26 protein-coding genes are annotated in these 23,791 nt (G+C 58.6%); 12 read left to right on the top strand and 14 right to left on the bottom strand.

Annotated elements, in window-relative coordinates; all coding sequences use genetic code 11:
* Window positions 1-2: 2 nt before the first annotated feature.
* Together ACESSO_RS01680 and ACESSO_RS01685 are read right to left on the bottom strand one after the other, a co-directional pair.
* Window positions 3-713 carry a ScpA family protein gene (locus ACESSO_RS01680; protein ID WP_373163314.1) on the bottom strand — a complete coding sequence of 237 codons (711 nt, stop codon included), beginning with the start codon at window positions 711-713 and terminating at the stop codon, window positions 3-5.
* Between the two features lie 12 nt (window positions 714-725).
* Window positions 726-1,382: a site-2 protease family protein gene (locus ACESSO_RS01685; RefSeq protein ID WP_373163315.1), complete on the bottom strand. Its 657-nt coding sequence runs from the start codon at window positions 1,380-1,382 to the stop codon at window positions 726-728.
* A 400-nt stretch (window positions 1,383-1,782) separates the two neighbouring features.
* Between ACESSO_RS01685 and ACESSO_RS01690 the strand changes: the two genes are divergently transcribed.
* Both ACESSO_RS01690 and ACESSO_RS01695 read left to right on the top strand, forming a co-directional pair.
* Window positions 1,783-2,865, top strand: coding sequence for a DUF4118 domain-containing protein (locus tag ACESSO_RS01690; protein ID WP_373163316.1), 1,083 nt, complete (start codon window positions 1,783-1,785; stop codon window positions 2,863-2,865).
* Window positions 2,862-3,569 carry a response regulator gene (locus ACESSO_RS01695; protein ID WP_373163317.1) on the top strand — a complete coding sequence of 236 codons (708 nt, stop codon included), beginning with the start codon at window positions 2,862-2,864 and terminating at the stop codon, window positions 3,567-3,569. The genes ACESSO_RS01690 and ACESSO_RS01695 overlap by 4 nt, the downstream gene beginning before the upstream one ends.
* Window positions 3,570-3,633: 64 nt before the next feature.
* Here the strand turns inward: ACESSO_RS01695 and ACESSO_RS01700 are convergent, their stop codons facing one another.
* A complete protein-coding gene (locus tag ACESSO_RS01700; protein ID WP_373163318.1) occupies window positions 3,634-4,056 on the bottom strand; it encodes an HIT family protein in 423 nt (140 codons plus the stop codon).
* Window positions 4,057-4,126: 70 nt separating this feature from the next.
* Window positions 4,127-5,269, bottom strand: a complete 1,143-nt coding sequence (locus ACESSO_RS01705) for an FkbM family methyltransferase (RefSeq protein ID WP_373163319.1) — start codon at window positions 5,267-5,269, stop codon at window positions 4,127-4,129.
* Between the two features lie 78 nt (window positions 5,270-5,347).
* Here ACESSO_RS01705 and ACESSO_RS01710 point away from each other — a divergent pair, with 78 nt between their 5' ends.
* The gene (locus tag ACESSO_RS01710) at window positions 5,348-5,950 is read left to right on the top strand and encodes a hypothetical protein (RefSeq protein ID WP_373163320.1); all 603 of its coding nucleotides are present in this window, start codon (window positions 5,348-5,350) and stop codon (window positions 5,948-5,950) included.
* Window positions 5,950-6,813, top strand: a complete 864-nt coding sequence (locus ACESSO_RS01715) for a hypothetical protein (protein ID WP_373163321.1) — start codon at window positions 5,950-5,952, stop codon at window positions 6,811-6,813. The genes ACESSO_RS01710 and ACESSO_RS01715 overlap by 1 nt, the downstream gene beginning before the upstream one ends.
* 49 nt (window positions 6,814-6,862) lie before the next feature.
* Here ACESSO_RS01715 and ACESSO_RS01720 read toward each other — a convergent pair whose 3' ends face one another.
* From ACESSO_RS01720 to ACESSO_RS01750, 7 genes are all read right to left on the bottom strand, one after another.
* Entirely contained in the window at window positions 6,863-7,825 is a 963-nt protein-coding gene (locus ACESSO_RS01720; RefSeq protein WP_373163322.1) for a carbohydrate kinase, read from the bottom strand.
* The gene (locus ACESSO_RS01725) at window positions 7,822-8,688 is read right to left on the bottom strand and encodes a Cof-type HAD-IIB family hydrolase (RefSeq protein ID WP_373163323.1); all 867 of its coding nucleotides are present in this window, start codon (window positions 8,686-8,688) and stop codon (window positions 7,822-7,824) included. Before ACESSO_RS01725 ends, ACESSO_RS01720 begins: the two co-directional genes overlap by 4 nt.
* Before the next feature lie 3 nt (window positions 8,689-8,691).
* Window positions 8,692-10,098 (bottom strand): glycoside hydrolase family 32 protein, encoded by a 1,407-nt coding sequence (locus ACESSO_RS01730; protein WP_373163324.1) that lies wholly within the window; start codon window positions 10,096-10,098, stop codon window positions 8,692-8,694.
* Between the two features lie 15 nt (window positions 10,099-10,113).
* A complete protein-coding gene (locus tag ACESSO_RS01735; protein ID WP_373163325.1) occupies window positions 10,114-12,000 on the bottom strand; it encodes a glucose PTS transporter subunit IIA in 1,887 nt (628 codons plus the stop codon).
* A gap of 210 nt (window positions 12,001-12,210) precedes the next feature.
* Window positions 12,211-13,257, bottom strand: coding sequence for a LacI family DNA-binding transcriptional regulator (locus ACESSO_RS01740; RefSeq protein ID WP_373163616.1), 1,047 nt, complete (start codon window positions 13,255-13,257; stop codon window positions 12,211-12,213).
* Window positions 13,212-13,727, bottom strand: a complete 516-nt coding sequence (locus ACESSO_RS01745) for a M48 family metallopeptidase (RefSeq protein ID WP_373163326.1) — start codon at window positions 13,725-13,727, stop codon at window positions 13,212-13,214. Before ACESSO_RS01745 ends, ACESSO_RS01740 begins: the two co-directional genes overlap by 46 nt.
* The gene (locus ACESSO_RS01750; RefSeq protein ID WP_373163327.1) at window positions 13,714-14,598 is read right to left on the bottom strand and encodes a DMT family transporter; all 885 of its coding nucleotides are present in this window, start codon (window positions 14,596-14,598) and stop codon (window positions 13,714-13,716) included. Before ACESSO_RS01750 ends, ACESSO_RS01745 begins: the two co-directional genes overlap by 14 nt.
* A 171-nt stretch (window positions 14,599-14,769) precedes the next feature.
* Here ACESSO_RS01750 and selD point away from each other — a divergent pair, with 171 nt between their 5' ends.
* Window positions 14,770-15,807 carry a selenide, water dikinase SelD gene (selD, locus tag ACESSO_RS01755; RefSeq protein ID WP_373163328.1) on the top strand — a complete coding sequence of 346 codons (1,038 nt, stop codon included), beginning with the start codon at window positions 14,770-14,772 and terminating at the stop codon, window positions 15,805-15,807.
* Here selD and ACESSO_RS01760 read toward each other — a convergent pair.
* Entirely contained in the window at window positions 15,794-16,945 is a 1,152-nt protein-coding gene (locus tag ACESSO_RS01760; protein ID WP_373163329.1) for an aminotransferase class V-fold PLP-dependent enzyme, read from the bottom strand. The two genes, selD and ACESSO_RS01760, sit on opposite strands and share 14 nt — an antisense overlap.
* A gap of 127 nt (window positions 16,946-17,072) precedes the next feature.
* Here ACESSO_RS01760 and yedE point away from each other — a divergent pair, with 127 nt between their 5' ends.
* The 4 genes from yedE to yqeC are packed head-to-tail and all read left to right on the top strand — an operon-like array spanning window position 17,073 to window position 19,313.
* Window positions 17,073-18,167, top strand: a complete 1,095-nt coding sequence (yedE, locus tag ACESSO_RS01765) for a YedE family putative selenium transporter (RefSeq protein ID WP_373163330.1) — start codon at window positions 17,073-17,075, stop codon at window positions 18,165-18,167.
* On the top strand, window positions 18,160-18,372 hold the full coding sequence (locus ACESSO_RS01770) for a sulfurtransferase TusA family protein (RefSeq protein WP_373163331.1): 213 nt from the start codon (window positions 18,160-18,162) through the stop codon (window positions 18,370-18,372). Before yedE ends, ACESSO_RS01770 begins: the two co-directional genes overlap by 8 nt.
* Window positions 18,369-18,611, top strand: coding sequence for a DUF3343 domain-containing protein (locus ACESSO_RS01775; RefSeq protein ID WP_373163332.1), 243 nt, complete (start codon window positions 18,369-18,371; stop codon window positions 18,609-18,611). Before ACESSO_RS01770 ends, ACESSO_RS01775 begins: the two co-directional genes overlap by 4 nt.
* A gap of 3 nt (window positions 18,612-18,614) precedes the next feature.
* Window positions 18,615-19,313: a selenium cofactor biosynthesis protein YqeC gene (gene yqeC, locus ACESSO_RS01780; protein ID WP_373163333.1), complete on the top strand. Its 699-nt coding sequence runs from the start codon at window positions 18,615-18,617 to the stop codon at window positions 19,311-19,313.
* Window positions 19,314-19,347: 34 nt separating this feature from the next.
* Here the strand turns inward: yqeC and yqeB are convergent, their stop codons facing one another.
* Both yqeB and ACESSO_RS01790 read right to left on the bottom strand, forming a co-directional pair.
* Window positions 19,348-20,190 (bottom strand): selenium-dependent molybdenum cofactor biosynthesis protein YqeB, encoded by an 843-nt coding sequence (gene yqeB, locus ACESSO_RS01785; protein WP_373163334.1) that lies wholly within the window; start codon window positions 20,188-20,190, stop codon window positions 19,348-19,350.
* 5 nt (window positions 20,191-20,195) lie between these two features.
* The gene (locus ACESSO_RS01790) at window positions 20,196-20,552 is read right to left on the bottom strand and encodes a winged helix-turn-helix domain-containing protein (RefSeq protein ID WP_373163335.1); all 357 of its coding nucleotides are present in this window, start codon (window positions 20,550-20,552) and stop codon (window positions 20,196-20,198) included.
* A 236-nt stretch (window positions 20,553-20,788) separates the two neighbouring features.
* Here ACESSO_RS01790 and ACESSO_RS01795 point away from each other — a divergent pair, with 236 nt between their 5' ends.
* Genes ACESSO_RS01795 through ACESSO_RS01805 form a run of 3 tightly spaced genes read left to right on the top strand, consistent with a single transcriptional unit; the run spans window position 20,789 to window position 23,718 of the window.
* The gene (locus tag ACESSO_RS01795; RefSeq protein ID WP_373163336.1) at window positions 20,789-21,814 is read left to right on the top strand and encodes a molybdopterin-binding protein; all 1,026 of its coding nucleotides are present in this window, start codon (window positions 20,789-20,791) and stop codon (window positions 21,812-21,814) included.
* Window position 21,815: 1 nt separating this feature from the next.
* A complete protein-coding gene (moaA, locus tag ACESSO_RS01800; protein WP_373163337.1) occupies window positions 21,816-22,784 on the top strand; it encodes a GTP 3',8-cyclase MoaA in 969 nt (322 codons plus the stop codon).
* 1 nt (window position 22,785) lies between these two features.
* A complete protein-coding gene (locus ACESSO_RS01805; protein WP_373163338.1) occupies window positions 22,786-23,718 on the top strand; it encodes a molybdopterin-binding protein in 933 nt (310 codons plus the stop codon).
* Window positions 23,719-23,791: the final 73 nt, after the last annotated feature.

Raw genomic sequence — 23,791 nt, forward strand, 5'->3', positions numbered from 1 at the left:
CGTTACTCTCCTTTATCATCTATCAGCGTCAGTTCCATATCCTCGCCGTCTCCTTCCAGCCGGATGCGCCGATTCTTGGACAGCTCCAAAACCGCCAGAAAGGTCGCCACAATCTCCGAACGGCTTCTGGCATCGTCAAACAGACGGCGAAACGGCAGCCGGACATGGTGCAAAAAACGCTTGAGGATGGAGGTAATCCGTCCCTCAACCGGTACAGGCTCCCGCCCGACAATGCCGGAAAACGCGCTGGCCGGCGGCGGCACGCGCCGCTGCGCCCGACGCAGCATGTTGTTGGCTGCCCGGATAAGGTCGGTGACCGACTGACGGTACTCCTTGGGCGTATCACCCAGATGCTCCGGCGGCTTGACAAAAATATCGCGGCCCATCTCGCCTTTTTCCCGAAAAAAGGACGCGGTTTCCTTGATACGCTGGTATTCCAACAGCATTTCCACCAGACTGGTACGCGGGTCCTCTTCCTCTTCTTCTTCATGGCGCGGCAGCAGCATTTTGGATTTGATATACACCAGCTGCGCCGCCATAGCAACAAAATCGCCCGCCACATCCAGATCCATCGCCTCGGCTGCATGCAGCACTTCCATGTATTGTTCCAGAATCTCCGCAATCGGGATGTCGTAAATGCTGACCTTGTTTTTTGCAATCAAGTGCAGCAGCAGGTCAAGCGGACCGTCAAAGTTCTCCAAATGAAATTCCATGCCGCGTAACCCTTACAAAAACAGGTTGACCAGCTGCAGCGCAAGATGCAGAATACGCATGCCAACCCAGCTCATGATTCCGTCCAGCCAGCCGCGCCACAGTGCCAGAATGAACACCAGCAGTATGATATTCTGATATCTCTGCAGCTTGAGCGACCACGAAAACGGCAGAAACGCATCCAGAACGCGCGAGCCATCCAGCGGGTGCACCGGAATCAGGTTGAACACACCCAGACCAACCGACATGCTCGCCACAATTGACAGGAACATGCCCAGCGTCTGCATGAATGCACTTGTGCCGTATATCCATACCGGCACATACAGACAATAGGCAATAAACGCCGTGACAAAATTCGCGGCGGGACCGGCCAGCGCGGTCAACGCCATGCCCCAACGCCGGTTTTTGAAATTGGAAATATTGACCGGCACAGGCCGTGCCCAGCCAAATCCAAAAAGCAGCAGGCACAAAAAACCCAGCGGGTCGATATGTGCCATCGGGGACAGTGTCATCCGGCCCGAATCATGCGCCGTGCGATCGCCTAACAGATACGCCGCACCGCCATGCGCCGCCTCGTGCACCGACAAGCACAATACGATCGCGGGAAGTGACAACGCCAACGTAATAAACGCGGACTGCAAATCCCCGCTCAGTAAAGCTCTCCAAAGCAAACCAAAATACCTCCTGTGGCAGCGCAGGCCCGCCGTTGATGCAAGCCGGCACTCCAGTTTACCCATTTTGGCCGGTTTTTAACGTACCCCGGCCTGTATATGTTTGAAATTATATCACGCCTGCAGGAAATTGTCACCTCTTTCTTTATTTGTGCTCCCGTGACACACAAAAAGGGGACATGATATGCCAACCTGCGCTTTGATAGTCCGGTCATCGCACCTCCCGTGTTGCACCGCCGCTGGTGTCATAGGTCATATCGTTAAGTTTTCGATAAGGTAAGCCTCTCTTCCGTTCAGATTTCGTCAAGTTCTTAACAGACTTTTAACGATTTTTCTGTTATACTTATAGTTGGATTGAAATGGGCTTTTGATGTTTCGCCCATATCGGAGGAGAATCTTCATGCGGCAAGCACAAAACAAAGTCCCGCTTTTTCCGTTCACATTTCGGGACTTTTTCATCTTTATCGGTATTTTTTCCTGCGCTATCGAATTGTGCATTCTTTTGCGCATGGCCGACAGCAGCGACGGCTTTGCCTCGCCCGTGTTTGTGCTTGCCGTTCTGCTGATTTCCCGCTTCACCAACGGCTATCTGTTCGGCACACTTGCCGCTATCCTCAGCGTCATCGGCATCAACTATATTTTTACCTACCCTTACTGGGAATTCAATTTTACGCTTGCCGGTTATCCGCTCACCTTTCTGACCATGCTCGGCGTATCACTGGTCACCTGCACCATGACCACCAAAATCAAGCAGCAGGAACGCCTGCGCGTCGAAGGCGAGAAGGAAAAAATGCGGGCCAACCTGCTCCGCTCGGTATCACATGACATCCGCACACCGCTGACCTCAATTGTTGGCGCAACCTCCACCCTGCTGGAAACCGAAGGGCTGTCTCAGGAGGAGCAGCGTGCCTTGCTGGAAGATGCGCGCGACGAAGCGCAATGGCTTATTCGCGTTGTGGAAAACCTGCTTTCCATCACACGCATGGGCGACACACATACACAACTGGCCAAAGTCCCGGAGGCCGCTGAAGAAATCCTCGGCGAGACAGCGCGCAAATTCCGCAAACGCTTTCCGGAGATACAGGTCGCCGTATCCGTGCCGGATGAACTGCTGCTTGTGCCAATGGACGCCATTCTCATCGAGCAGGTGCTCTCCAATCTATTAGAAAACGCTGCCACACATGGACAAACCGTGACGCAAATCCGACTTTCGGTTCAGCGCGAAGAGTCATATGCCCGTTTTTCCGTGCAGGATAACGGCTGTGGTATCCCGCCTAAAGAGCTGACACGACTGTTTGACGGCACACTCAAACGCAGCGAAACCCCGTCCGGCGACGGCAAACGCAACATGGGAATCGGGCTTTCGGTCTGCATGGCGATCGTGCGAGCGCACGGCGGCACCATGGAAGCGAAGAATTTATCCCGCGGTGCAGAATTTTCGTTTCGGCTGCCGCTATCTGAAAAGGAGTCTCAAGCATTATGAATATTCGTGAAAAAATATTGATTGTCGAGGATGAAAAAAGCATCGCGCACTTCATTTCCACTATTCTGACCTCCAATGGATACGAAACCATTCAGGCGCGCACCGGAAACGAGGCCATGACTATGATCTCCTCTCATTGTCCCGATCTGGTGATTCTCGATCTCGGGCTGCCGGATATGGACGGCATGGAGGTGCTCAGCAGCCTGCGCTCGTGGTCGAGCCTGCCGGTCGTGGTCGTTTCCGCACGCTCGCATGAGCACGACAAGGTCGCCGCACTCGACCTCGGCGCGGACGACTACCTGACCAAGCCTTTTGGGACCGCGGAGCTGCTGGCCCGTGTGCGCACCGCCATCCGGCATACCCGCACCACCTCATCCAGCAGCGAAATTGCCCAGCGCGGCACGTATACGGTCGGTGATCTGACCATCGACTACAACAAGCATCAGGTACTGGTGCGCGGTGAAAACGTCCATCTGACCCTCAGTGAATTCCGTATCGTCGCGCTGCTCGGCAAGTACGCCGGCAAAGTGCTGACCTACGACTATATCATCAAGGAGCTATGGGGACCGCGTGCAGGTGGGGATAACCAGATTTTGCGCGTCAACATGGCCAATATCCGCCGTAAAATTGAAAAAAATCCCGCCGAGCCGGAATATCTGTTCACCGAAGTGGGTGTCGGCTACCGTCTGGCAGAAAACGAATAGCAGCCTACCCAACAAAAAACGGCGAACCCACAAGGGTTCGCCTTTCTGCTGATTGCACAGAAAATCAGATGTTCAGTTCTTTCTTGAGCGCCGCAATCATTTCCTGATATTCCTCGTCCTTCAGATGTACCGGCTCGGGATTGGTGATGGCAAAGCTGCCGCCGAACTCAAAGCCGCCCTCATACTTCGGGACGATATGGAAATGCAGATGCGGGTTGGTATCGCCGAACGAACCAAGGTTGAGCTTGGTGCAGCCCCACAGCTTCTTAATTGCGCCGGACGCCGCCGCCAGATCGGCCATAAAGTCGTTGCGCTCCTGATCGTCGCACTCGCAAAGCTCCTTCTTATGCGTGCCCAGCGCCAGTACGCAGCGGCCCTTGTGCGCCTGATCTTTAAACAGGTAAAGCGTACCCGCCTTCATATCGCCAACCTTGAACATGATTGCCTCGCGGCCCTCATGGTGCTCGTCACAGTAAAAACATCCCATTGCAAACCTCTCCTTTACAGATTACTGTGTTTTTATTATACCGCTTGTCCCCTGCAATTTCCAGTGTTTTTTACGGACAGACCGCATATAAATTGGTGTCCCACGCAGGTACATACGGATGATGCCGCAGATACAGCCGATAGTCCGGACAGAGCGTGTGGACAAGCAGCGGCAGCTGGAAAAAATCCTCACTTTTGTGATAGGCCGCAATATTGAGTTTGGGCCGGTACTGACGGATAGTCTGCGACGCACCTGCAATCGCTTCGCGCTCCGCGCCCTCGACATCCATTTTCATATAAGTGCAGGGTGCGCCGTCCAGCACGCTGTCCAGCGCGCGCATTTGGGTTTCCCTGCCTTGCTTTGCCACCCGCGACTGCCGCCCCGCCTGATCCGAAAAGCACAGCACGGTGTCGCTCGACCACGCCCCCGCCTGCTCACACCGCACGTTACCGGACAACCCTTCGGCATAGGCGGTCAGCTTACGAAAGCTGCGCCGGTCAGGTTCGAGCGCGGTGATGGACGCAAATGCGCCGTCTGTATAGCGCAGCAGCTCGCGGATGGTATCGCCTGTATACGCACCCAAATCGGCAAAATGCTCCTCGTGCGCAGGCCGCAGGATAGTGCAAAACGCCTCGTCCTTATCGGTCTCGCTGGCACGCAGGTAGCGCAGGCGACCGGACAGCTTAAACCGTACGGTATCAAGGAACACCTGCCGCGACTGCTCATCTGCGAACAGGTCAAACGCCTGCTGCATCTCTGTTTCGTGCATCCGGATAAATTCCATATCAAACACCGCGCCGGGCACCACCGGCACATCGGGTGCTACCACATCAAAGCGCGCGTCAAGCGCATACATCTTTTCCAGCACCTCGGGCCGCTGGCTGGCAAACGCAATCACAATCACGATATCTTCGCCGAACTGTTGCACCACCTCAGACAGCTTCTGCACCCGAAAGCCGTGAAAACTGTGTCCGCGCACAAACTCGTCGCTGGCAAATACGCCCGATGCGCGAATGCCGCATGCATCAAACTGCGCGAGGATTTTATCCGCGCCGTCTCCCATGCCATACAGAATGATTGGGCGTTTTTCCTCACGCAAAACCTGCCAAACCGAGCGTTCCAGTGACAAAAAATCCATATTCTTCTCCCCTTTTCCGTACTTTCCATTATAATCTGCGCACACGCCGCTGTAAAGCGGAAAAAACTTTTTCACGGCGCAATTTTCTCATTGCGGTTTACCCCGCAGTACAGTATAATTTGAATATAAGGCAAATGAAAAGGGGGCGTGGCCATGTCAAAATCCAACGGTATTCTGGCGATGGATCCAAGCAAATACCGGGAAATCGACGGCGTGGTTTTCGATCTGGACAGCTACGCCAAGCATTGCGCCCCCATGGAACAAAACCCACCCGCAACAGAGGAATCCGCACCCGCGGTATCGATTGCCGCACCGGTGGGCATCCTTGCGATGGATCCGGAGCACTATCGCGCGCTCGACGGCGTCGCCATGGACGAGGACAGCTTCGAGCGCCACAACCAGCCGCCCGCGGACGAATCCCGGGCAGACGAGGCTGTAATCGAACAAGCCGCACCCTCTGGCGTATTTGCGGTCGATCCGTTTCCCAACGGCTGGTATCCCGCTGAAGACGGCAAGCCACCCGTTCCCATCATGGGCGGCGCGCTGCCGCCGGTCGAGATTCTGGAAAACGGCACGCATGTGGTCACGGTCATCCGCACCGTTTTTCTGCACACCGGCTCGGGTTCGGGTTCCGGCTCTTATGTGACCTCGTACACCACCTCGTACCGCACCAGCTATCTTTCCTCAGGTTCCGGCTCGTATGTGTTCGGCTCATGCACCTATCTGGTCGGCGGCTACGGATTGGAGCTGATCTGATGCTGCGTGCGTTTCACTCCAACTGGACGCGCCCGTTTTTCGTGCGCTCCCCCGACCAACCTTATGCGATCGAGCCGTTTGAGCTTCTGACGACCGCACTGTCCGCGCTGGCATGGCGGCGGGAAAACGGCCCCATCCGTATGATTTGTGATACCAAGGCCCAGCGGTATTATGACACGCTTGGCCTTACTTTTTTGTGGGATGAAGGCGTGCATCCCCTGCTCGACGCTGTGCCGGAGGACGTAAACCCCATGGCATTCTGGGCGGCAGGCAAGCTGTACGCGCTGTCCGCGATGCCATCCCCCTGTGTGATGATAGACACCGACTTCATCTGCTGGAAGCCGCTCTCTCCACTGCTGACCGGGCTGGATGCTGCCGCGATTCATCGCGAGGACATCACACCCGATATCTATCCGGACGCGCGTGCGTTTACCCAGACGCACGGCTTTGACTTTGCGGCTTTCGATTGGACGGTGCAGCCGTTCAACACCGCGCTGTGCTACCTTGCGGACGACAATTTCCGTCGATATTACACGGATACCGCTATCCGCTTTATCCGCTGCTCACCTGATGCCGACGATGTGCTAACCTACATGGTTTTTGCCGAGCAGCGTCTGCTTGCGATGTGCGCCGCGCACAAGCATATCCGCGCCGCCGCGCTGTCCGATCTGGAATTGCTGTTCACCGGCGCGCAGCAGGGATTTTTCACGCATGTTTGGGGCTTCAAACAGCAGATGCGGGGGGAATCTGCGCTCTATGAAGATTTTTGCCGCCGCTGTGCAGCGCGCCTGCGGCGCGACTTTCCGGACGCAGCCAAACGCATTGCCGTTGTCCCTGCGCTTGCCCCTTATTTTACCGACTAATAGCAAAACGGCCTGCACCACATCGGTGCAGGCCGTTTTGTTATGTATTTCAGTCCGGATACGCCTGTTTCAGCTCGTCCAGCGTCGCCATAACCGCACCCTTGTGCTGTACGGTCAGCGATGCATACTGCGCGGAAAAACGCAGATAGGCTTCGAGCTGCGCCTGCGGCAGCGCAGACAGGTCATCCACTCCCACGCCATCCCGCGTCAGCTGATACAGAAACGAGCCGATGAACGAATCGCCCGCGCCGGTCGTATCGGTCACCGGTACGGACAGCGTGTCGGTAAACGCCTCGGTCTGCGGCGTGTAAACCGCCGATCCGTTCGCGCCACGCGTGACCAGCAGCAGCTTGCAGCCGCCTTCAAACAGCTGCTTTGCCGCCGCGCGCTCATCCGTGCAGCCGGTCACGAACTCCACCTCATCGTCCGACAACTTGACCAAATCCGCACTGGGCAGGAATGCGCGAATCGCCGCCTGACAGTCTGCCGGGTCGTCCCACAGCGGCAGTCGAACGTTGGGGTCGAATGAAATCAGAGCGCCCGCTTCGCGCGCGAGTGTAATCGCACGCCTGTGCGCGGCCCGTACGGGCCAGTCCACCAAATCGACCGAGCAGAAATGCAGCGCTGCACAGTCGGCGAACATTTCCGGCTGAATCTGCGCCTCATCGAGAAACAGGTCAGCCGACGGGTTGCGGAAAAAGGAAAACTCACGGTTTCCGGTGGCATCCAGCGAGACAAAGGCAAGCCCAGTGTTGGCACGCTTTGTACGGAACACTGAAGAAATGTCCACGCCGTTACCTTCCAGCACCTTCAAAATATGCGTACCAAAGGCATCCTCACCCACCTGCGAAATCATAGCTGCATGACCGCCCAGCCGCGCAACCGCTGCCGCCACATTGGCCGGCGCACCGCCCGCGACACGCTCAAAATGCGTCACCTCGTCGAGCGCGCATCCCTTCTGCTGCGGCACAAAGTCAATCAGCAGTTCTCCAATCGCCACCACTTTTTTCATGACTGTCCCTCCAAAATAAACTGTTTCACCGCTGCTGCCACACCGTTTGACGTATTATCCAGCGTCACCGCATCCGCCGCCGAACAGATATGCGGCGCAGCGTTTGCCATGGCAACGCCCAAACCTGCCATTTGCAGCATGGTCAAATCATTGTCGCTGTCGCCGACCGCCATCACTGCATCCATGCCGAAACCAAGGTGCTTGGCCAACCGTTCGAGCGCGCATCCCTTGTGCACACTCTTTCGGTTAATCTCCACATTTTTCAGTTCACCGCCATACATAATGGACGGTGCTAACTCAAATAGTCCGGTCTCTTCCAGCGTCTGCGTGATTTTGTCGATCTCTCTGGGATCAAGATGGTGCAGAATCGCCTTGACCACACGCCCATCCTCACGCGCGAGCACCTCGTCCCATCCGGCTGCATCCGGGACAAATTCGTACCCCTCGGCCGCCTCATTGAGAGTGACATGTCCACGCCGGCGCAATTCCTCCAGAAAACGCAGAAAATCCCGCCCATAGTACAACCTGTCTGCCGTATACAGGCATAAGTCAATTCCGAATTCCGCGCATATTGCACGCAGCGAAGCGCACATTGCGCGATCCAGCCCGTCATACGCAATCTGCGCACCGTCCGAAAAGCGCATCACCGCCGCGCCATTAGAGATAACCGCCCAGTCTGCAGAGACGTCGAGCTGCGCGTTGAACGCGCGCGTCTCCGTGAGATTGCGCCCCGTACACAGCACAATCTGAACCCCCGCCTGCTGTGCCAGACGCACCGCATCTGCGTTTTCTTTCGTCACGCGGCTGTGCGAATCGAGCAGCGTTCCGTCCAGATCAAGTGCGAGCAGCTTGATTTCCGACATATGTTATTTCACATCCTGTTGCTCCGTAATTTGCAGCGAACCCATCTCCCAAATCTGCGTTTCCGCACCAAACACTGTCACACCATGCGTATAGGGTGCCGGATAATAGCGGGTAGACAGCACCTGCTCTCCGTCGTTTATGAAAACTTCCAACGAGGACGCATCCGCCAGCACGCGCAGCATTTGCACCGTGGGCACCTCCGCACAGCGAACCGTACGGCCCGCGCCGCCGCCGTCAATCGTCAGACGAAGCAGTCCTTCTTTCCATTCTATCACAGCGCTGCCACGGATGACAAGTCTGCCCTGCTTTTGCGTGCGGCACTCCATGTCGAATACGCTTGCATCCTCAGGCGCGACATGTTTGCCGCGCAGCGCGTCAATCTCCGGAACGGGCGTACGCAGCAGCCGCTCACCATCGCGCCGCAGCAGGCATGGTACGGTCAAACAGTGCTGCCAGCCCTGCTCTACGGTCGGATTGGTATACGGCGCATCCGGCATACCCATCCAGCCGATGAGCACACGACGTTGGCCATCTGCAAAGGTCTGCGGCGCGTAAAAATCAAAACCACAATCCAGTTCCTGAAATTCTCCCAGCGTGTATTCACCGCGGAAGTCGCCGCACAGCGGGAAATACCCGCAGGTGTACACATTCTGGAAATGGTTGCCCTGCTGCTTTACACCCTGCGGTGAGCACTGCAAAAACCACTGTCCGTCCAAACAGAACAGGTCGGGGCACTCCCACATATAACCGAACGGCTCGGGCGTTGTAAGTGTATTGATATGCTGCCAGTTCCGCTTGTCTGCCGATTCATAGACGAGCAGCTCGCCGCGATCTTCCTTGGTGCGCGCGCCGAGCACCATATAATACTTGCCGTCCTGCGCCCATACCTTGGGGTCGCGCACATGGCAGGTTAAATCGGAGGGATAATCGCGGTTTTCCATCAGCAGCTCGTTGCTTTCAACCGTTACTCCGTCGCGCGAAACGGCGAGCGCAGTGTTGTGACCGCGCCCTGCCGTAATATAATCATAATCGCCCGAAAACTTGACATTGCCCGTGTAGTACAGGTACAGCGTTCCGTCCTCGACCAGCGCCGAGCCGGAATACACCCCGTGAATGTCCCACGGCTGATCGGGATACATCATGGGCGGCAGCTGTTCCCAGTGCAGCAGGTCACGGCTGCGATAGTGACCCCACAGCTTAACGCCGCCCGTCGGGTCGAACGGACCATACTGATAGAACACATGGTACCACTCGCCGCAGCGGCACAGGCCGTTGGGGTCGTTCATCCAGCCGACCGGCGGCATCAGATGAAAGCGCTGGCGAAAGGGGTCGGCCGCCGCACGCGGCCCATCCTCCCGCTCAATGCGGCGCACCAGCCGCACAAGGTCCCGTTGTAATGCATTGCTCATGGCGATTCTCTCCTATTATTTCAGCGTCAGAACCGTGTCTTTCCCGGCCTGTACCGTACCGAACGACGGCTCCACGGACGCAAATTTTTCCGTATTGGTCACAATGACCGGCGTAATGACCGGATAACCGGCTTTTTGAATCTCCGCGCTGTCAAACTCCAGCAGCAGGTCGCCCGCCTTAACGCGCTGGCCCTCCTGCACATGGCCAGTAAAATACTTGCCCTCCAAATTGACTGTGTCTACGCCCACATGAATGAGCAGCTCTGCGCCGTTGTCGCATTCCAGCCCAACCGCGTGGCCCATGACCGCAGATACCGTCGCGTCACACGGTGCAATAATGCGGTTTTCCGCAGGCTTTACTGCTACACCCTTGCCCAGTGCCCCGGCCATGAACGCAGGATCATTGGTTTCCTCCAGCGAAACCGCCTCGCCGCTCAGCGGAGACACCAGTGCGATATCCCCCTGCGGCGCGGCAACCGCAGGCTTTTCCTCCTGTACGGGTGCGGTTTTCTTTTGGTCTTTTTCCTCCGGAATGCCCAGAATCCACGATATTACAAAGGCAACGCCGGTGGCAATACCGATCGTAAGGATATACTGGATCGGATGATGCAGATGCAGCAGAATGCCGAAGATACCGGTCACGCCCGTGCCGGTCGCGCCCAGACCGACCACAGACGCATACAGCGCGCCGCATGCAGCACCAATCGACGCGGCGATAAACGGCCGGACAAAGCGCAGGTTAACACCAAAGATGGCAGGCTCGGTGATGCCCATAAACGCGGAGAGCGATGCGGGCAGCGCCATGGACTTGAGCTTTTTGTTCTTGGTCTTGATGGCGACTGCAAGCGCTGCACCGCCCTGCGCGACGTTTGCCGCACTGGCCAGCGGCAGCCAGTAGGTCACACCATAGGCGCTGAGCTGACCGAGGTCAATGATCGTATACATATGATGGATGCCGGAAACCACGGTTGTGGCATACAGGCCGCCCATGATAAAAGAACCGATGCCGAACGGAATGGCAATCAGCCACTGCACACCATTGATGACAAAATTCTCAACCGTAGTGAACACCGGGCCGATGGCCGCAAGCGTCAGATAGCCGGTTACGAACACGGAAACCAACGGCGTGACAAACAGGTCGAACATCGGCGGCACCACTTTGTGCAGCTTCTTTTCGATAAAGCTCATCAGCCATACCGCGATGATAACCGGAATGACGTGACCCTGATAACCGACCAGCGGCACCTTATACAGGCCGAAGAACACTTCCTGATAGGTATGTACGCCCTCGGTGGCCACCGTCCATGCGTTTTGCAGATTGGGGTGCAGCATAATCATGCCGATAACCGCGCCGAGGAACGGATTGCCACCGAACACCCTGGCCGCCGAGAACGCAATCAAAATCGGCAGGAAGGTATAGGCCACATTGGAAAACAAATCGGCAAACACAAACAGCGAGCTGGTGCTGTCGAGCGTGATGAAGCCGTTGTTAATCATAAACTTGAGCGACTCCATGATACCCATGAGGAAGCCCGAAGCCACGATCGCCGGAATGATCGGCACGAAAATATCGCCCAGTGTCTTGATAGCGCGCTGGAACCAATTGCCCTTCTGCGCCGCCTGCGCCTTGGCCTCGTCCTTGCTGACCGCCGCCGCACCTGACTGCGCGATAAACTGATCATACACCTTGTTGACCGTACCGGTGCCGAAAATGATTTGCAGCTGTCCCTGCGCCTCAAATACGCCCTGCACGCCCGTCGCATTCTCCAGCGCGTCCTTATTCACCTTTTTATTGTCTGCTATCACCAGCCGCAGACGTGTCGCGCAATGTGCCGCCGAAATCACATTATCCTTTCCGCCGATGCAGTCCAGCACCTCGGAAGCCGCTTTGCTATAGTCCACCTTTGTTCCGCCCTTTCCTTGTTATATATGAAATCGATTTCATCTTTTCTGCATTCATTATACCGCTGTACCAGTATTTTTGTAAATGCGCAATTTTATCTAAACCTTTCCTGTCATTTTTGAACACTGTGCAACAGACACTGTATAACATACACAAAAAAGCAGCCTGTGTTTTGTGTAACACAGGCTGCTCTCTCGCGTTTCTTATGGTTATATTGATTCGCCCGGACAAACCTCAAATCCAAGCATCAGCTGTTTTTTCCTATCCACGCCCTGTCCGATGATTTCAAGCAGATCGTGCGCCGCCTCCTCACCGCTGGTCTGGTAATAATAATGTGCTGTTGCCAGACGCGGCCGCACCAGTTCACTCATACGGGAATGTCCGATACCTGCCAGCGCCACATCGTCCGGAATGTGTCTGCCTTGCTCCTCCAAACGCTTCTTGGCACCAATCGCTATGGAATCGGTTGCACAAAAAACCCCCTCAATATCCGGCACGCGGGCCAGCAGCCGCTCCGCCGCTGCATAACCGCCGTCAATGGAGAAATCACTCTGTTCCATCCATTCGGACTGCGGCTCCTCTCCAGCAGCATGCAGCGCGTCCTGATAGCCTGCCCGGCGTGCCGCGCCTGCAGCCTTATCGCGCGGTGTTACGCCGATATACCCCACCCGGCGGCGGTTGTTTTGCAGCAGCAGCTCGGTCACCGCGCGCGCCGCACCGCGGTCATCGTGAAACACGCAGGACATCCCATCCATCTGCTGTCCAACCAATACCGCCGGTACGCCCAACGCTGTCAACGCCTTGCGATGCGCAGCAGAGAGCATTGTTGCCACCAGAATCACGCCGTCTACATTACCGCTGCGGAACACCTCCAGATATTCCAGCTCTTTTTCGATGCGGTTATCCGTGTTAGCCAGCAGCAGCCGATAGCCGTAATCCTCCAGCACGCGCGAAATGCCCGCCACCACGCGGCTGATAGACTCCGAATCAATGCGCGGCACAATCACGCCAATCATATGGCTTTTACCCGTGCGCAGTGTCTGCGCCTGCTGCGAAGGCACATAACCGGTCTCCTCAATCACGCGGCGAATGGCTTCCCGCTTTTCTGAACTGACATAACCGTTGTTCAGATAGCGCGATACCGCCGCCTTGGACACCCCTGCGCGGCGCGCGATTTCCGCAATCGTCATTTTCCTTCCTCCTTCAGCCCCTACTCCCGCAGCAGCGCACGACGGGCGCGATAATCCGGCATGTATTGTTCTACCAGCGCCCAAAACCGCGGGCCGTGGTTTTTGTGCACGATATGCGCCAGCTCATGTACGACAACATAGTCGACCGCCGCGTCCGGATAATCCATCAGCCGCCACGAAAAGCACAGTCGGTTTTGTGCGCTGCACGAACCAAAGCGCGTGCGCGCCGACGTAATGCGCACGCCGGCCGGTTTCAGCCCCATCCGCTGCGCGTAATACGTCACTTTGGGCGGCAGCTCCTCCCGCGCACGGCGCATCAGCTCCGCCTGCCGCGCCTCATCCGGCTCGGGATGCGCTTTCAAACGCGCCCGCTGCCGCGCCTGTGCACGGGCAATCCAGTCCATATGGTCACGGACAAACCGCTCAATCGAAGCCGACGACGCACGCAAGGGAGCGCGCACAATCACACGCCCTTCGCGCGTGACCTCCAGCCCCAGCGTGCGGCGGCGGGAGCGGCGCAGTTCAACTCCGTCCATTGGCCTGCTCCCGACTTTCCAGCGTGCGGTTATAGAAGAACATCAGCACCGATACACCGCAAATCACAATATAACCAAGCACACTCAGCCCGTCCGGAATCTGGTTGAACAGGAAAAAGCCGAGCAGCGCGGAAAACAGCACCTGCGTATAGTCGAACACCGAGATTTCCTTTGCCGGCGCATGCGCATAGGCCAGCGTCACGCCGAACTGACCAAGCGTTGCCGCCGCACCTGCACCCAGCAAGCTCGCCAGCTGCCACCACTGCATTGGGTGGAAATCCACAATCAAATAGGGCAGACAGACCAGCGTGGAAAATGTCGAAAAGAAAAACACGATGCGCGCGCTGTTCTCCCCCTTTTTGGATAATGCGCGCACCGCCGTATAAGCCGCACCCGCAAAAATACCGCCGAACAGACCAATCAGCGCCGGAAACATATCCGCCGAAAAGCCCGGCTTGATAATCAGCATGCTGCCGCCGAACGCCGCCAGCACCGCCAGATACTGCCAGACATTTGCACGCTCCTTGAGCATGAAAAGCGAAAACAAAATGGCAAAAAACGGCGACATTTTATTTAAGATATTCGCATCCGCCAGCACCAGGCGGTCAATCGCATAGTAGTTACACAAAATACCCAGCGTGCCGCAGGTCGCGCGCAGCAGCAGCATGGGCAGGTTGCCCTTTTCCCATTTCCAGCTGACGCCCTTGCGCCGCAGCGCCACCGCTGCAACCACCATCGCAACCAGATTACGGAAAAATGACTTCTGCATGGACGGCAAATCGCCTGCCAGACGCACAAACGTACTCATCAGCGCAAAGCCGAACGCAGACAGCAGAATAAACCCGATTGCTTTGCTTTTATTGGAAAGCACCGGCCTTCCCCTCCCTGTATTTTTTTCATATGTACTGCATTATAGCATAGTTTCACCCGGTATGCAAAGGCGTGCACGCATCCGCTTGACCTTTCATACGACACATGTTATCTTTTTATAAGGATAACGGTCTTTTATCCGTTTCCTCCACTTTTTCAGAAGGAGCGGCCTATGGAACAGGAAATCAAACTCACCAAACTCGCTAGTTGCGCAGGCTGCGGCGCAAAGGTCGGCGCGGGTACGCTTGCCCGCCTGCTGGACGGTCTTGCCGTGCGCGCGGACGAAAATCTGCTGGTCGGCTTTGACAAAAGTGATGACGCAGCGGTCTATCGCGTCACGGATGACCTCGCGCTCGTGCAGACGGTGGACTTTTTCCCGCCCATCGCGGATGACCCGTATCTGTTTGGACAGATTGCGGCGACCAACGCCTTGTCTGACGTATACGCCATGGGCGGTGAGCCGCGCATCGCGCTCAACCTACTGTGCATCCCGAAGTCCATGCCGGACAGTGCGGTGCACGATCTGCTGCGCGGCAGCTACAGCAAGGTCTATGAGGCCGGCGCAGTCATCGCGGGCGGCCACAGCATTCTGGACGAGGAACCCAAATACGGCCTGTGTGTGACCGGCTTTGTGCATCCCGACAAGGTGCTGACCAACGCAGGCGCACAGCCAGGCGACGTGCTGTTTCTGACCAAGCCGCTCGGCGCAGGTATCCTGACGACCGCCGCCAAGGCCGACCTGTGTCCACCCGACGTGCTGGATGCTGTTTTTGCGCGCATGACCACGCTCAACAAGGCCGCGCGCGACGCGATGGTGCAGTTTCGCGTGCATGCCTGCACGGACGTGACCGGCTTCGGTCTGCTCGGTCACGGACTCGAAATGGCGCAGGGCAGCGGCGTGCAGCTGGAGCTGGATGTTGCCGCACTGCCCATCCCGCCCGAAGCGCTGGAATTTGCCCGCATGGGAATTCTGCCCGAGGGCATGTACCGCAACCGCAAATACGCGGAATCCTTGGTCGCGGCGGATGGTGTGCCGCTCGAAGTGCAGGACGCACTGTATGACCCGCAGACCTCAGGCGGTCTGCTCATTGCAGTGAATGCCGCAGACGCGGACGCGCTGGCGGCCGAACTGCAAAAAACCGTCCCGGATGCGCGGCGCATCGGAACGGTTTCGGATTTTGCGGGGGCGGCCCGCGTTATTCTGCGCTGACAGCAGCGATTGCCTCCAGCGCACGGTCAACCTCGCTTTCGGTAGTAAACCAACTGAAGGACAGGCGCACCGTGCCGCGCGGAAACGTGCCGAGCGTGCGGTGCGCGCTGGGCGCGCAGTGCAGCCCGCAGCGCGTCAGGATGCCGAAGCGCTCCTCGAGCGATACCGCGACCTCAGCATTATCCTTTCCCGGGAAATCCAGACTGAACACCCCAACGCGGCCTTCTGCCGTGTCCGGACCGACGAGGACTGCACCCGGAATGACTCGCAACCCGTTCAGAAAGCGCTGCGACAGCGCACAGTCATGCGCCTGTACCGCCGGAATAGTCACCTGCTGCAAATAGTCCAGCGCGGCCTCCCAACCGAATATCCCAGGAAGGTTGGGCGTACCCGGCTCGAGCCTATCAGGAAAATACGCGGGCACTTCCTCGGAGTCCGACACGCTGCCCGTGCCGCCGCTGACCAGCGGCTCCAGCGTTTCCGCAAAGTCCGGCTGCAGCAGCAGCGCGCCAATACCTTGCGGACCGAGCAGACCTTTATGACCGGGTACAGACAGCGCGCTCAGGCCGAGCGCTTCAAAATCAATCGGCACATGCCCCGCGGTCTGCGCGGCATCGAGCGCAAAGGGAATGCCGCGCGTGCGGCAAATCTCCCCGACCGCCTGCACGTCCTGTACCGTACCGGACACGTTGGACGCATGCGCGAGCAGCACCAGACGGGTGTTTTCCCGCAGCAGCGGCTCGATTTGACCGATTTGCAAGCGCCCCTCCCGGTCGCACGGGATGCGGTCGAACGTCACGCCGCGGCGGGCCAGCTGCCCGAGCGGCCGCATAACCGCGTTGTGTTCCATCGCAGACACCAGACAATGGTCGCCCGGCCGCAGCGCGCCGAACAGCAGCAGGTTCAGTCCCCAAGTATTGCCCGGCGTCAGCACTGCATGCGGTATTGATTGAAACGCAAACAACTCACACAAACGCTGGCGCAAACGCAGCGTAATCAGTTCGGCCTGCTGCGCAGATGCATATGAGCCACGGCTGACACTCGCGCCGATTTGTTCCACATATTCCCGCATGCGCGCGGCGACAGCAGGCGGTTTGGGGAATGAGGTCGCGGCGTTGTCCAGATAAACCGAATGCATGGCATTTTCCTCCCGACGTCTGCGGAGCACTTTATCCGCATACTTTTCAATCAGTGTAACACAGGACCGGACAAATGTAAAACCGGCCTTGTTGCAGCATACATTTCACAAACCAAAGGAGATTCACATGAACAAAAACAAGTATCTGGTGATTTGCACCGGTGTGGTCGTCGGCCTTGCGGCGCTGGCGCTCACGGCGGCGGGCAACCCCGCCAATATGGGCTTCTGCATCGCCTGTTTCCTCCGCGACATCGCGGGCGGACTGGGTCTGCACAGTGCAGAAAAAGTACAGTATCTGCGCCCTGAGATTGTCGGCCTTGTCCTCGGCGCGACAGTTGCCGCGCTTACGAGCAAGGAATTCCGCGCGCGCGCCGGTTCCGCGCCCGCTCTGCGCTTTGTGCTTGGCATGATTGTCATGGTCGGCGCGTTGGCCTTCCTCGGCTGCCCGCTGCGCATGGTGCTGCGTCTGGGCGGCGGCGACGTGACCGCGATTGCGGGCCTTATCGGCTTTGCCGCTGGCATCGGCGCGGGCGTACTGTGCCTGAAAAAGGGCTTTTCACTCGGCCGCGCGCGCAAAGTGCAGAAAGCGGACGGCTTTGTGCTGCCCGGCTTTGTCATCGCCGTACTGGCGCTGCTGCTGCTTGCGCCGTCCTTCATCCGTTTTTCGCAGGCAGGCCCGGGCGCAAGCCACGCCCCGTGGCTGATTTCGCTCGCGGGCGGTCTGATTGTCGGCGTGCTGGCGCAGAAAAGCCGTCTGTGCATGGCGGGCGGGCTGCGCGACGTGTTCCTGTTCCGCGATTTTCACCTACTGACCGGTTTTATCGCTATTTTTGTGACCGTTCTGGTCGGCAACCTTGTGCTGGGTAACTTTAACCCTACCCTCGCCGTGCAGCCGATTGCCCACCATGACTATGTGTGGAGCTTCCTCGGCATGGCGATGGCGGGCTGGGGCTCGGTACTGCTGGGTGGCTGTCCGCTGCGTCAACTCATTCTGGCCGGTGAGGGCAGCGGCGACAGCGCGGTCACCGTGTTCGGCATGCTGGTCGGCGCGGCGCTGGCGCACAACTTCGGTATGGCAGGCAATGCGGACGCAATGACGGACGGCGTATTCACCGCAGGCGGCGTGGCGCAGGCTGGCCGCATCGGCATTGTTATCGGCCTGATCCTGCTTGCCATTATCTCTTACGCGAATTTACATCGGGAGGAAAAACAAAATGATTGATGCAAGAGGATATTCCTGCCCCATGCCCGTAGTCATGGTGCAGAAGGAAGTCAAGAAAAACGCGCCTGATAAGCTGGAAGTTCTGGTCGACGACCCATGCGCAGTGGAAAACATCACCCGCTTTGCCCATAACAACGGCTACGAGGCGGCATCCCGCGAAACGGGCGACGAAGAATTCGCCCTGACACTAACCAAAAAGGCATGAGCGAGTTTGTTGCAACCTTCCACACACACTTGAGCGCAATGCTCAGCTTTCAGGCGCTGCAAAACGCGGGCTGCAAGGCGAAAATGCAGCCCGTGCCGCGCGCGCTCAGTTCGTCCTGCGGCACCTGTGTGCGTTTTTCGGCAGAATGTGACTGCCGCCACCTACTCGATACGGACGCGGAAGCGCTCTATGCCGTCGAGAATAGCGCATACCGCCTGCTGTGGCAGAATGAGGACTGAGCAATGCAGCCGAAAATTGTTTCTATTGTCGGCGCGGGCGGCAAAACGACCGCGCTGCGTGCGCTCACCCGCGCGCTGGCATCCCGCCGCGTGCTGGTGACCACCACGACCCATATGTTCCCTGTCCCGCCACCGGACTGCCGCACAGTGCTGACTGACCCTGCGCCGGATGCGCTGCTTGCGCAGCTCCAGCTCCCGGGTGCGGTCTGTGCCGGCCGACAGGCGGAGGGCGGTAAGCTGTGTGCGTTCTCCCCCGCCCTGCTCACGCAAGCGGCTGCGGCAGCTGATACCGTGCTATGCGAGGCAGACGGCGCACACCGTCTGCCGCTGAAATTGCACCGCGCAGACGAGCCGGTGCTGCCGCCGCAGACCGACCTATGCCTGATTGTAGCGGGTCTATCCGCACTCGGCAGGCCGATACGAGATGCCGTACACCGCTATGCGCTGTGCCCCGACTGGGCCGCGAACCCGGAACGGCTTGTCGGCATCCCGGAGTTGCTGTACTGCGTGCGCGAAACCGCCGCGGCCTGCGGTCTGCCGAAAAAAACGATGCGCGTGCTGCTCAATCAGGCAGACACACCTGCTCTTGCGGCGCTGGCCGAACCTGCCGCCACAGCACTGGCCGCAGAAGGGCTGGACTGCCGCATCGGCAGTCTGTATGCCAGTCCCGACTTGCTGCACGGCTGGATATTTTCAGAATAAAAAAGAACGGGCAAATCGCCCGTTCTTTTCTTGTTTACAGCAGCCGAATGCCCTTTTCTCGCGCGAGCTGCAGCAGCGCCTCAACCACGCCGCCGCCGATGGCGCGTGCTTTGTCGGACACCGTATCACAATAGGCTACCTGTTCGGGCCGCGGGTCGATGTCCGCAATCTTGAGTCCTTCGGTCACCGGATAGCCCGCGCGAATCAGGCCGCGCAGCACGCCGTCTATCGTGGCGAGCACCGGCACACCGCCGACACGCGCAATTTCCTGTCCCTTGCGAACCAACGCGCCGATATCGATAGTCTGCCCATTTTCGTCCTGCACGAACACCATTTCGCCAGATGCAGGCGCATGGATGACCCGCTCGGCAGCATAGCCTGCAATGACGCCCGGCACGCCCGTGTTGGGAATCGCCGCACCCTGCAAAATCACGCGCCCCAGATGATGCCCGCGCATGGTCTCAACCACCGCATCCACATCCTCGCCCGCGGTAAAGCCCGGCCCAAGGCCGACCGTGATGGGCGCCATTTCCCGACTGGTGCCTAAATTGCGCTTGGCCAGAATCGCATCCACGACTGCCGCCGGGCGCAGCACAGATACGCACGCAGCACACTCGTCCACCAACAGCGGCACCTCGCCCGCCTGCGATACGTGCGCCGCTTCGTCTGCGTCCGCCACACTGCGGCAGGTCACGCCTTCTACTTCTGCCTGTCCCTGCCACACCGCCTCGCACAGCGCCGCGCGCCGCCGGATGGCGGAAGGGTTGGCACATTCGGTCACCGCCACACGGAAGCCGCAGCGGTGCAGCCGCACAATAACGCCGGTGGCCAAATCGCCCGCGCCTCTCACCAATACCCAAGGCTGTTGTTCCTGCATGTTTGTCACCTTTCCTTCAAAATATCCGAAAAATATTCTTCTGCCATCTGGTCAAGCAATTCATGTGCTTTGTTCGAAAACGCCCGGTATCTCGCAAGCAGCGTTTTTCCCCGTTCAGTCAGCACCGCACCGCCGCCGCCCGCACCGCCGATATGCCGCTCGAGCAGCGCAAAGCCCAGCGCCTCCTCGCAGCCGTGCACCACGCTCCACGCCTTGTTGTAGCTCATCTCCATGCGCGCCGCGCTGCGCCGCAGCGAGCCGAGCTGCTCTACCCCTTCCATCAGCTGCGCCACGCCCGGGCCAAACAGCTTGTCCTCCCGCACGATGCGCAGGCTTGCCCGCACCTTCAGCGGCTGTTCCATCTGCGCTCCTCCTTTATCTACCTTATCATTTTCCGCATAAATCGGCAATGATCCAACAAAATTGCCGCATTTTTGCATATTTTGGTTGAACTTTTAAAAATACAACGAAAAACTTTGGCAACATTGCCCGCCCCGACCGAACGGTTAGCGGTTGCTTGCCCGTGCTCAAATATGATACAATTTTACCATAGCAAGGATTGCGTCTGCAATCCGCATTTTACTGTTGGAGGCTTATCATGAAACTGATGCGCACACAGGACGCCGTCGGGCAGGTTCTGTGCCATGATATCACCCAGATTATTCCGGGCGTGACCAAGGACGCGGTATTCCGCAAGGGACACATCATCCAGCCGGAGGACATTCCGGTACTGCTGAGCGTCGGCAAGGAGCACATCTACATCTGGGAAAACAACGAAAATATGCTGCACGAAAACGATGCAGCGGAAATCCTGCGTGCGTTGTGTCAGGGTGCGCACATGCACGCAACCGCTCCTAAGGAGGGCAAAATCGAGCTGATTGCGGACGAGGACGGTCTGCTGCTGGTCGATGTGGATCGTCTGCGCGCGGTCAACGCGCTGGGCGAAATGATGATTGCGACGCGCGCGGGCGGTTTTCCGGTCCAAAAGGGCGACAAGCTGTGCGGCACACGCGTTATCCCCCTCGTCATCGAAAAGCAAAAGATGGAGCAGGCGCGCCGCACGGCGGGCGATACGCCGCTGTTGCAGCTGCTCCCCTTCCGTCCGCGCACATTCGGTGTGGTCACCACAGGCAGCGAGGTTGCAAACGGGCTGATTGAGGATGCGTTCACCCCCGTTCTGGAACGTAAACTTGCTGAATATGGCTGCGAAATGGCCGCGCATGCCATTTGCGGCGACGACCCGGACGAAATCACCGCCGCCATCACGCAAACGGCCTCTGACGGCGTGCAGATGATTTTTTGCACCGGCGGCATGAGTGTCGACCCGGACGACCGCACCCCGCTTGCCATCCGTCAAGCAGGCGCACGGATCGTCAGCTACGGCGCACCCGTCCTGCCCGGCGCGATGTTCCTCGTGTCCTACCTGCCGGACGGCCGACCGGTCTGCGGCCTGCCGGGCTGCGTGATGTACGCGAAACGCACCATCTTTGACCTTGTCCTGCCGCGCCTGCTGGCCGATGTGCCGGTCACGGCGGAGTGGCTGGCCGGTCTCGGCCACGGCGGACTGTGTCTGAACTGCCCGGAGTGTCACTTCCCGAACTGCGGCTTCGGCAAAGGCGTGTAATATGCTGGATTCATTCGGACGAGAAATCCGCTACCTGCGCTTGTCTATCACCGACCGCTGCAACCTGCGCTGCCGCTACTGCATGCCGGACGAAGGCGTGCCGCCCACTGTGCACGATGAACTGCTGCGCTATGAGGAACTGCTGCGCGTCGCAGAGACGGCGGTTTCGCTCGGCATCAACCGCTTCAAAGTCACGGGCGGCGAACCGCTGGTGCGGCGCGGCTGCGCAGACTTTATTCGACATCTCAAAGCACTGTCCGGTGTCCGTCAGGTCACTCTGACCACCAACGGTCTGCTGCTGCCGCCCCTGCTGGACGAACTGTGCACGGCAGGGCTGGACGGAGTCAACATCAGCCTGGACACGCTGGACAACGCGCAGTACCAGCGTCTGACCCGCCGCACACACACCGCCGACGAAGTGCTGCGCGCCGTGCGCCTGTGCGCCGCGCGCCTGCCGACCAAGATTAACGCTGTGCTGCTGCCCGAAACCGCCGACCAGCTTATCCCGCTGGCCGAGTTGACGCAGACGTTGCCGGTGGATGTGCGGTTTATTGAGCGCATGCCGCTGGGCACAACGCAAACCGGCCAAACAACAAGCGCTGATATCGCACTCAACCGTCTGCGCGCACGCTGGCCGCAGCTAAAGCCGATATCTGAGCCGCGCGGCAATGGGCCGGCGCGGTATTTTCGCGCGCCCGGTATGCAGAGCTGTCTCGGCCTGATTGATGCAGTCAGCCACGGCTTTTGCGACCGCTGCAACCGCCTTCGGCTGACCAGCACCGGATTGCTCAAGCCTTGCCTGTGCTACGAGCAGGGCGTGGAGCTGCGCTCTCTGCTGCGCGGCGGCGCGGACGATGATGCGCTGCGGAACGCAATGCGCGAAGCAATTTTGCAAAAACCCGCCGCGCACTGCTTCCAACAGCGGGAAAACATCACGGAACACAAATCCATGAACCAAATTGGAGGATAATATGGGAAAGGTACTCGCTGTGTGCACCAGTGCGGTGCGCGGCGTACAAAAAAAAGACCGCGGCGCGGCACTGTTCGTGGCAAACCACGGTCTGGACGGCGACGCGCACGCGGGCGACTGGCATCGGCAGGTCAGCCTGCTTTCTGCGGACGAGATCGCCGCGTTCAATGCGCGCGGCGCGGATGTTGCGCCCGGCGCGTTCGGGGAAAATTTGGTGGTCGAGGGCATCGACTTCCGCACACTGCCGGTCGGCACACTGCTGCGCTGCGGCGAGGTGCTGCTTGAGGTCACGCAAATCGGCAAAGCCTGCCACCACCACTGCGCGATTTTTCACAAGATGGGAGACTGCATCATGCCGCGCGAGGGCATTTTTACGCGTGTGCTCGAGGGCGGGCGCATTGCGGTGGGCGATGAAATGACCGTCCAGCCGCGCGACACGCCGCTGCCCTTGCAGGCAGCAGTCATCACCCTGTCTGACCGCTGCGCCGCGGGCGAGCGGCAGGACGAAAGCGGCCCCGCCGTCGCGCGTCGGCTGCAAGAGGCGGGCTATACGATTCTCGAACAGCTTGTTCTGCCCGACGGACGCGAAGGGCTGACCAAAGCCCTCATCCGGCTGGCCGACCAGCGCCAGCCCGACCTGATTCTTACGACGGGCGGCACGGGCTTTTCCCCACGCGACCTCACGCCAGAGGCAACGCTGGATGCCGCCGAGCGACTCGCGCCCGGCATCGCGGAGGCCATGCGCGCAGCCAGCCTGCGCATCACCCCGCGCGCAATGCTGACGCGCGCCGTCAGCGTCATCCGCGGACGAACACTCATCATCAACCTGCCCGGCAGCCCCAAGGCCTGCACGGAGTGCATGGATGTTTTTCTGGACCAGCTTCCGCACGCGCACGCACTGCTGCGCGGCGAGCGGATGGACTGCGCCCGCTAACTTTTGCTTCGACCGCGCCGTAAAGCCGACGGGTTGAAAATAAAATCATCCCTGAAAGACGGGACAAAGGAGA

Source organism: Agathobaculum sp. Marseille-P7918 (assembly GCF_964248325.1).
In the GTDB taxonomy this organism is placed as follows: domain Bacteria; phylum Bacillota; class Clostridia; order Oscillospirales; family Butyricicoccaceae; genus Agathobaculum.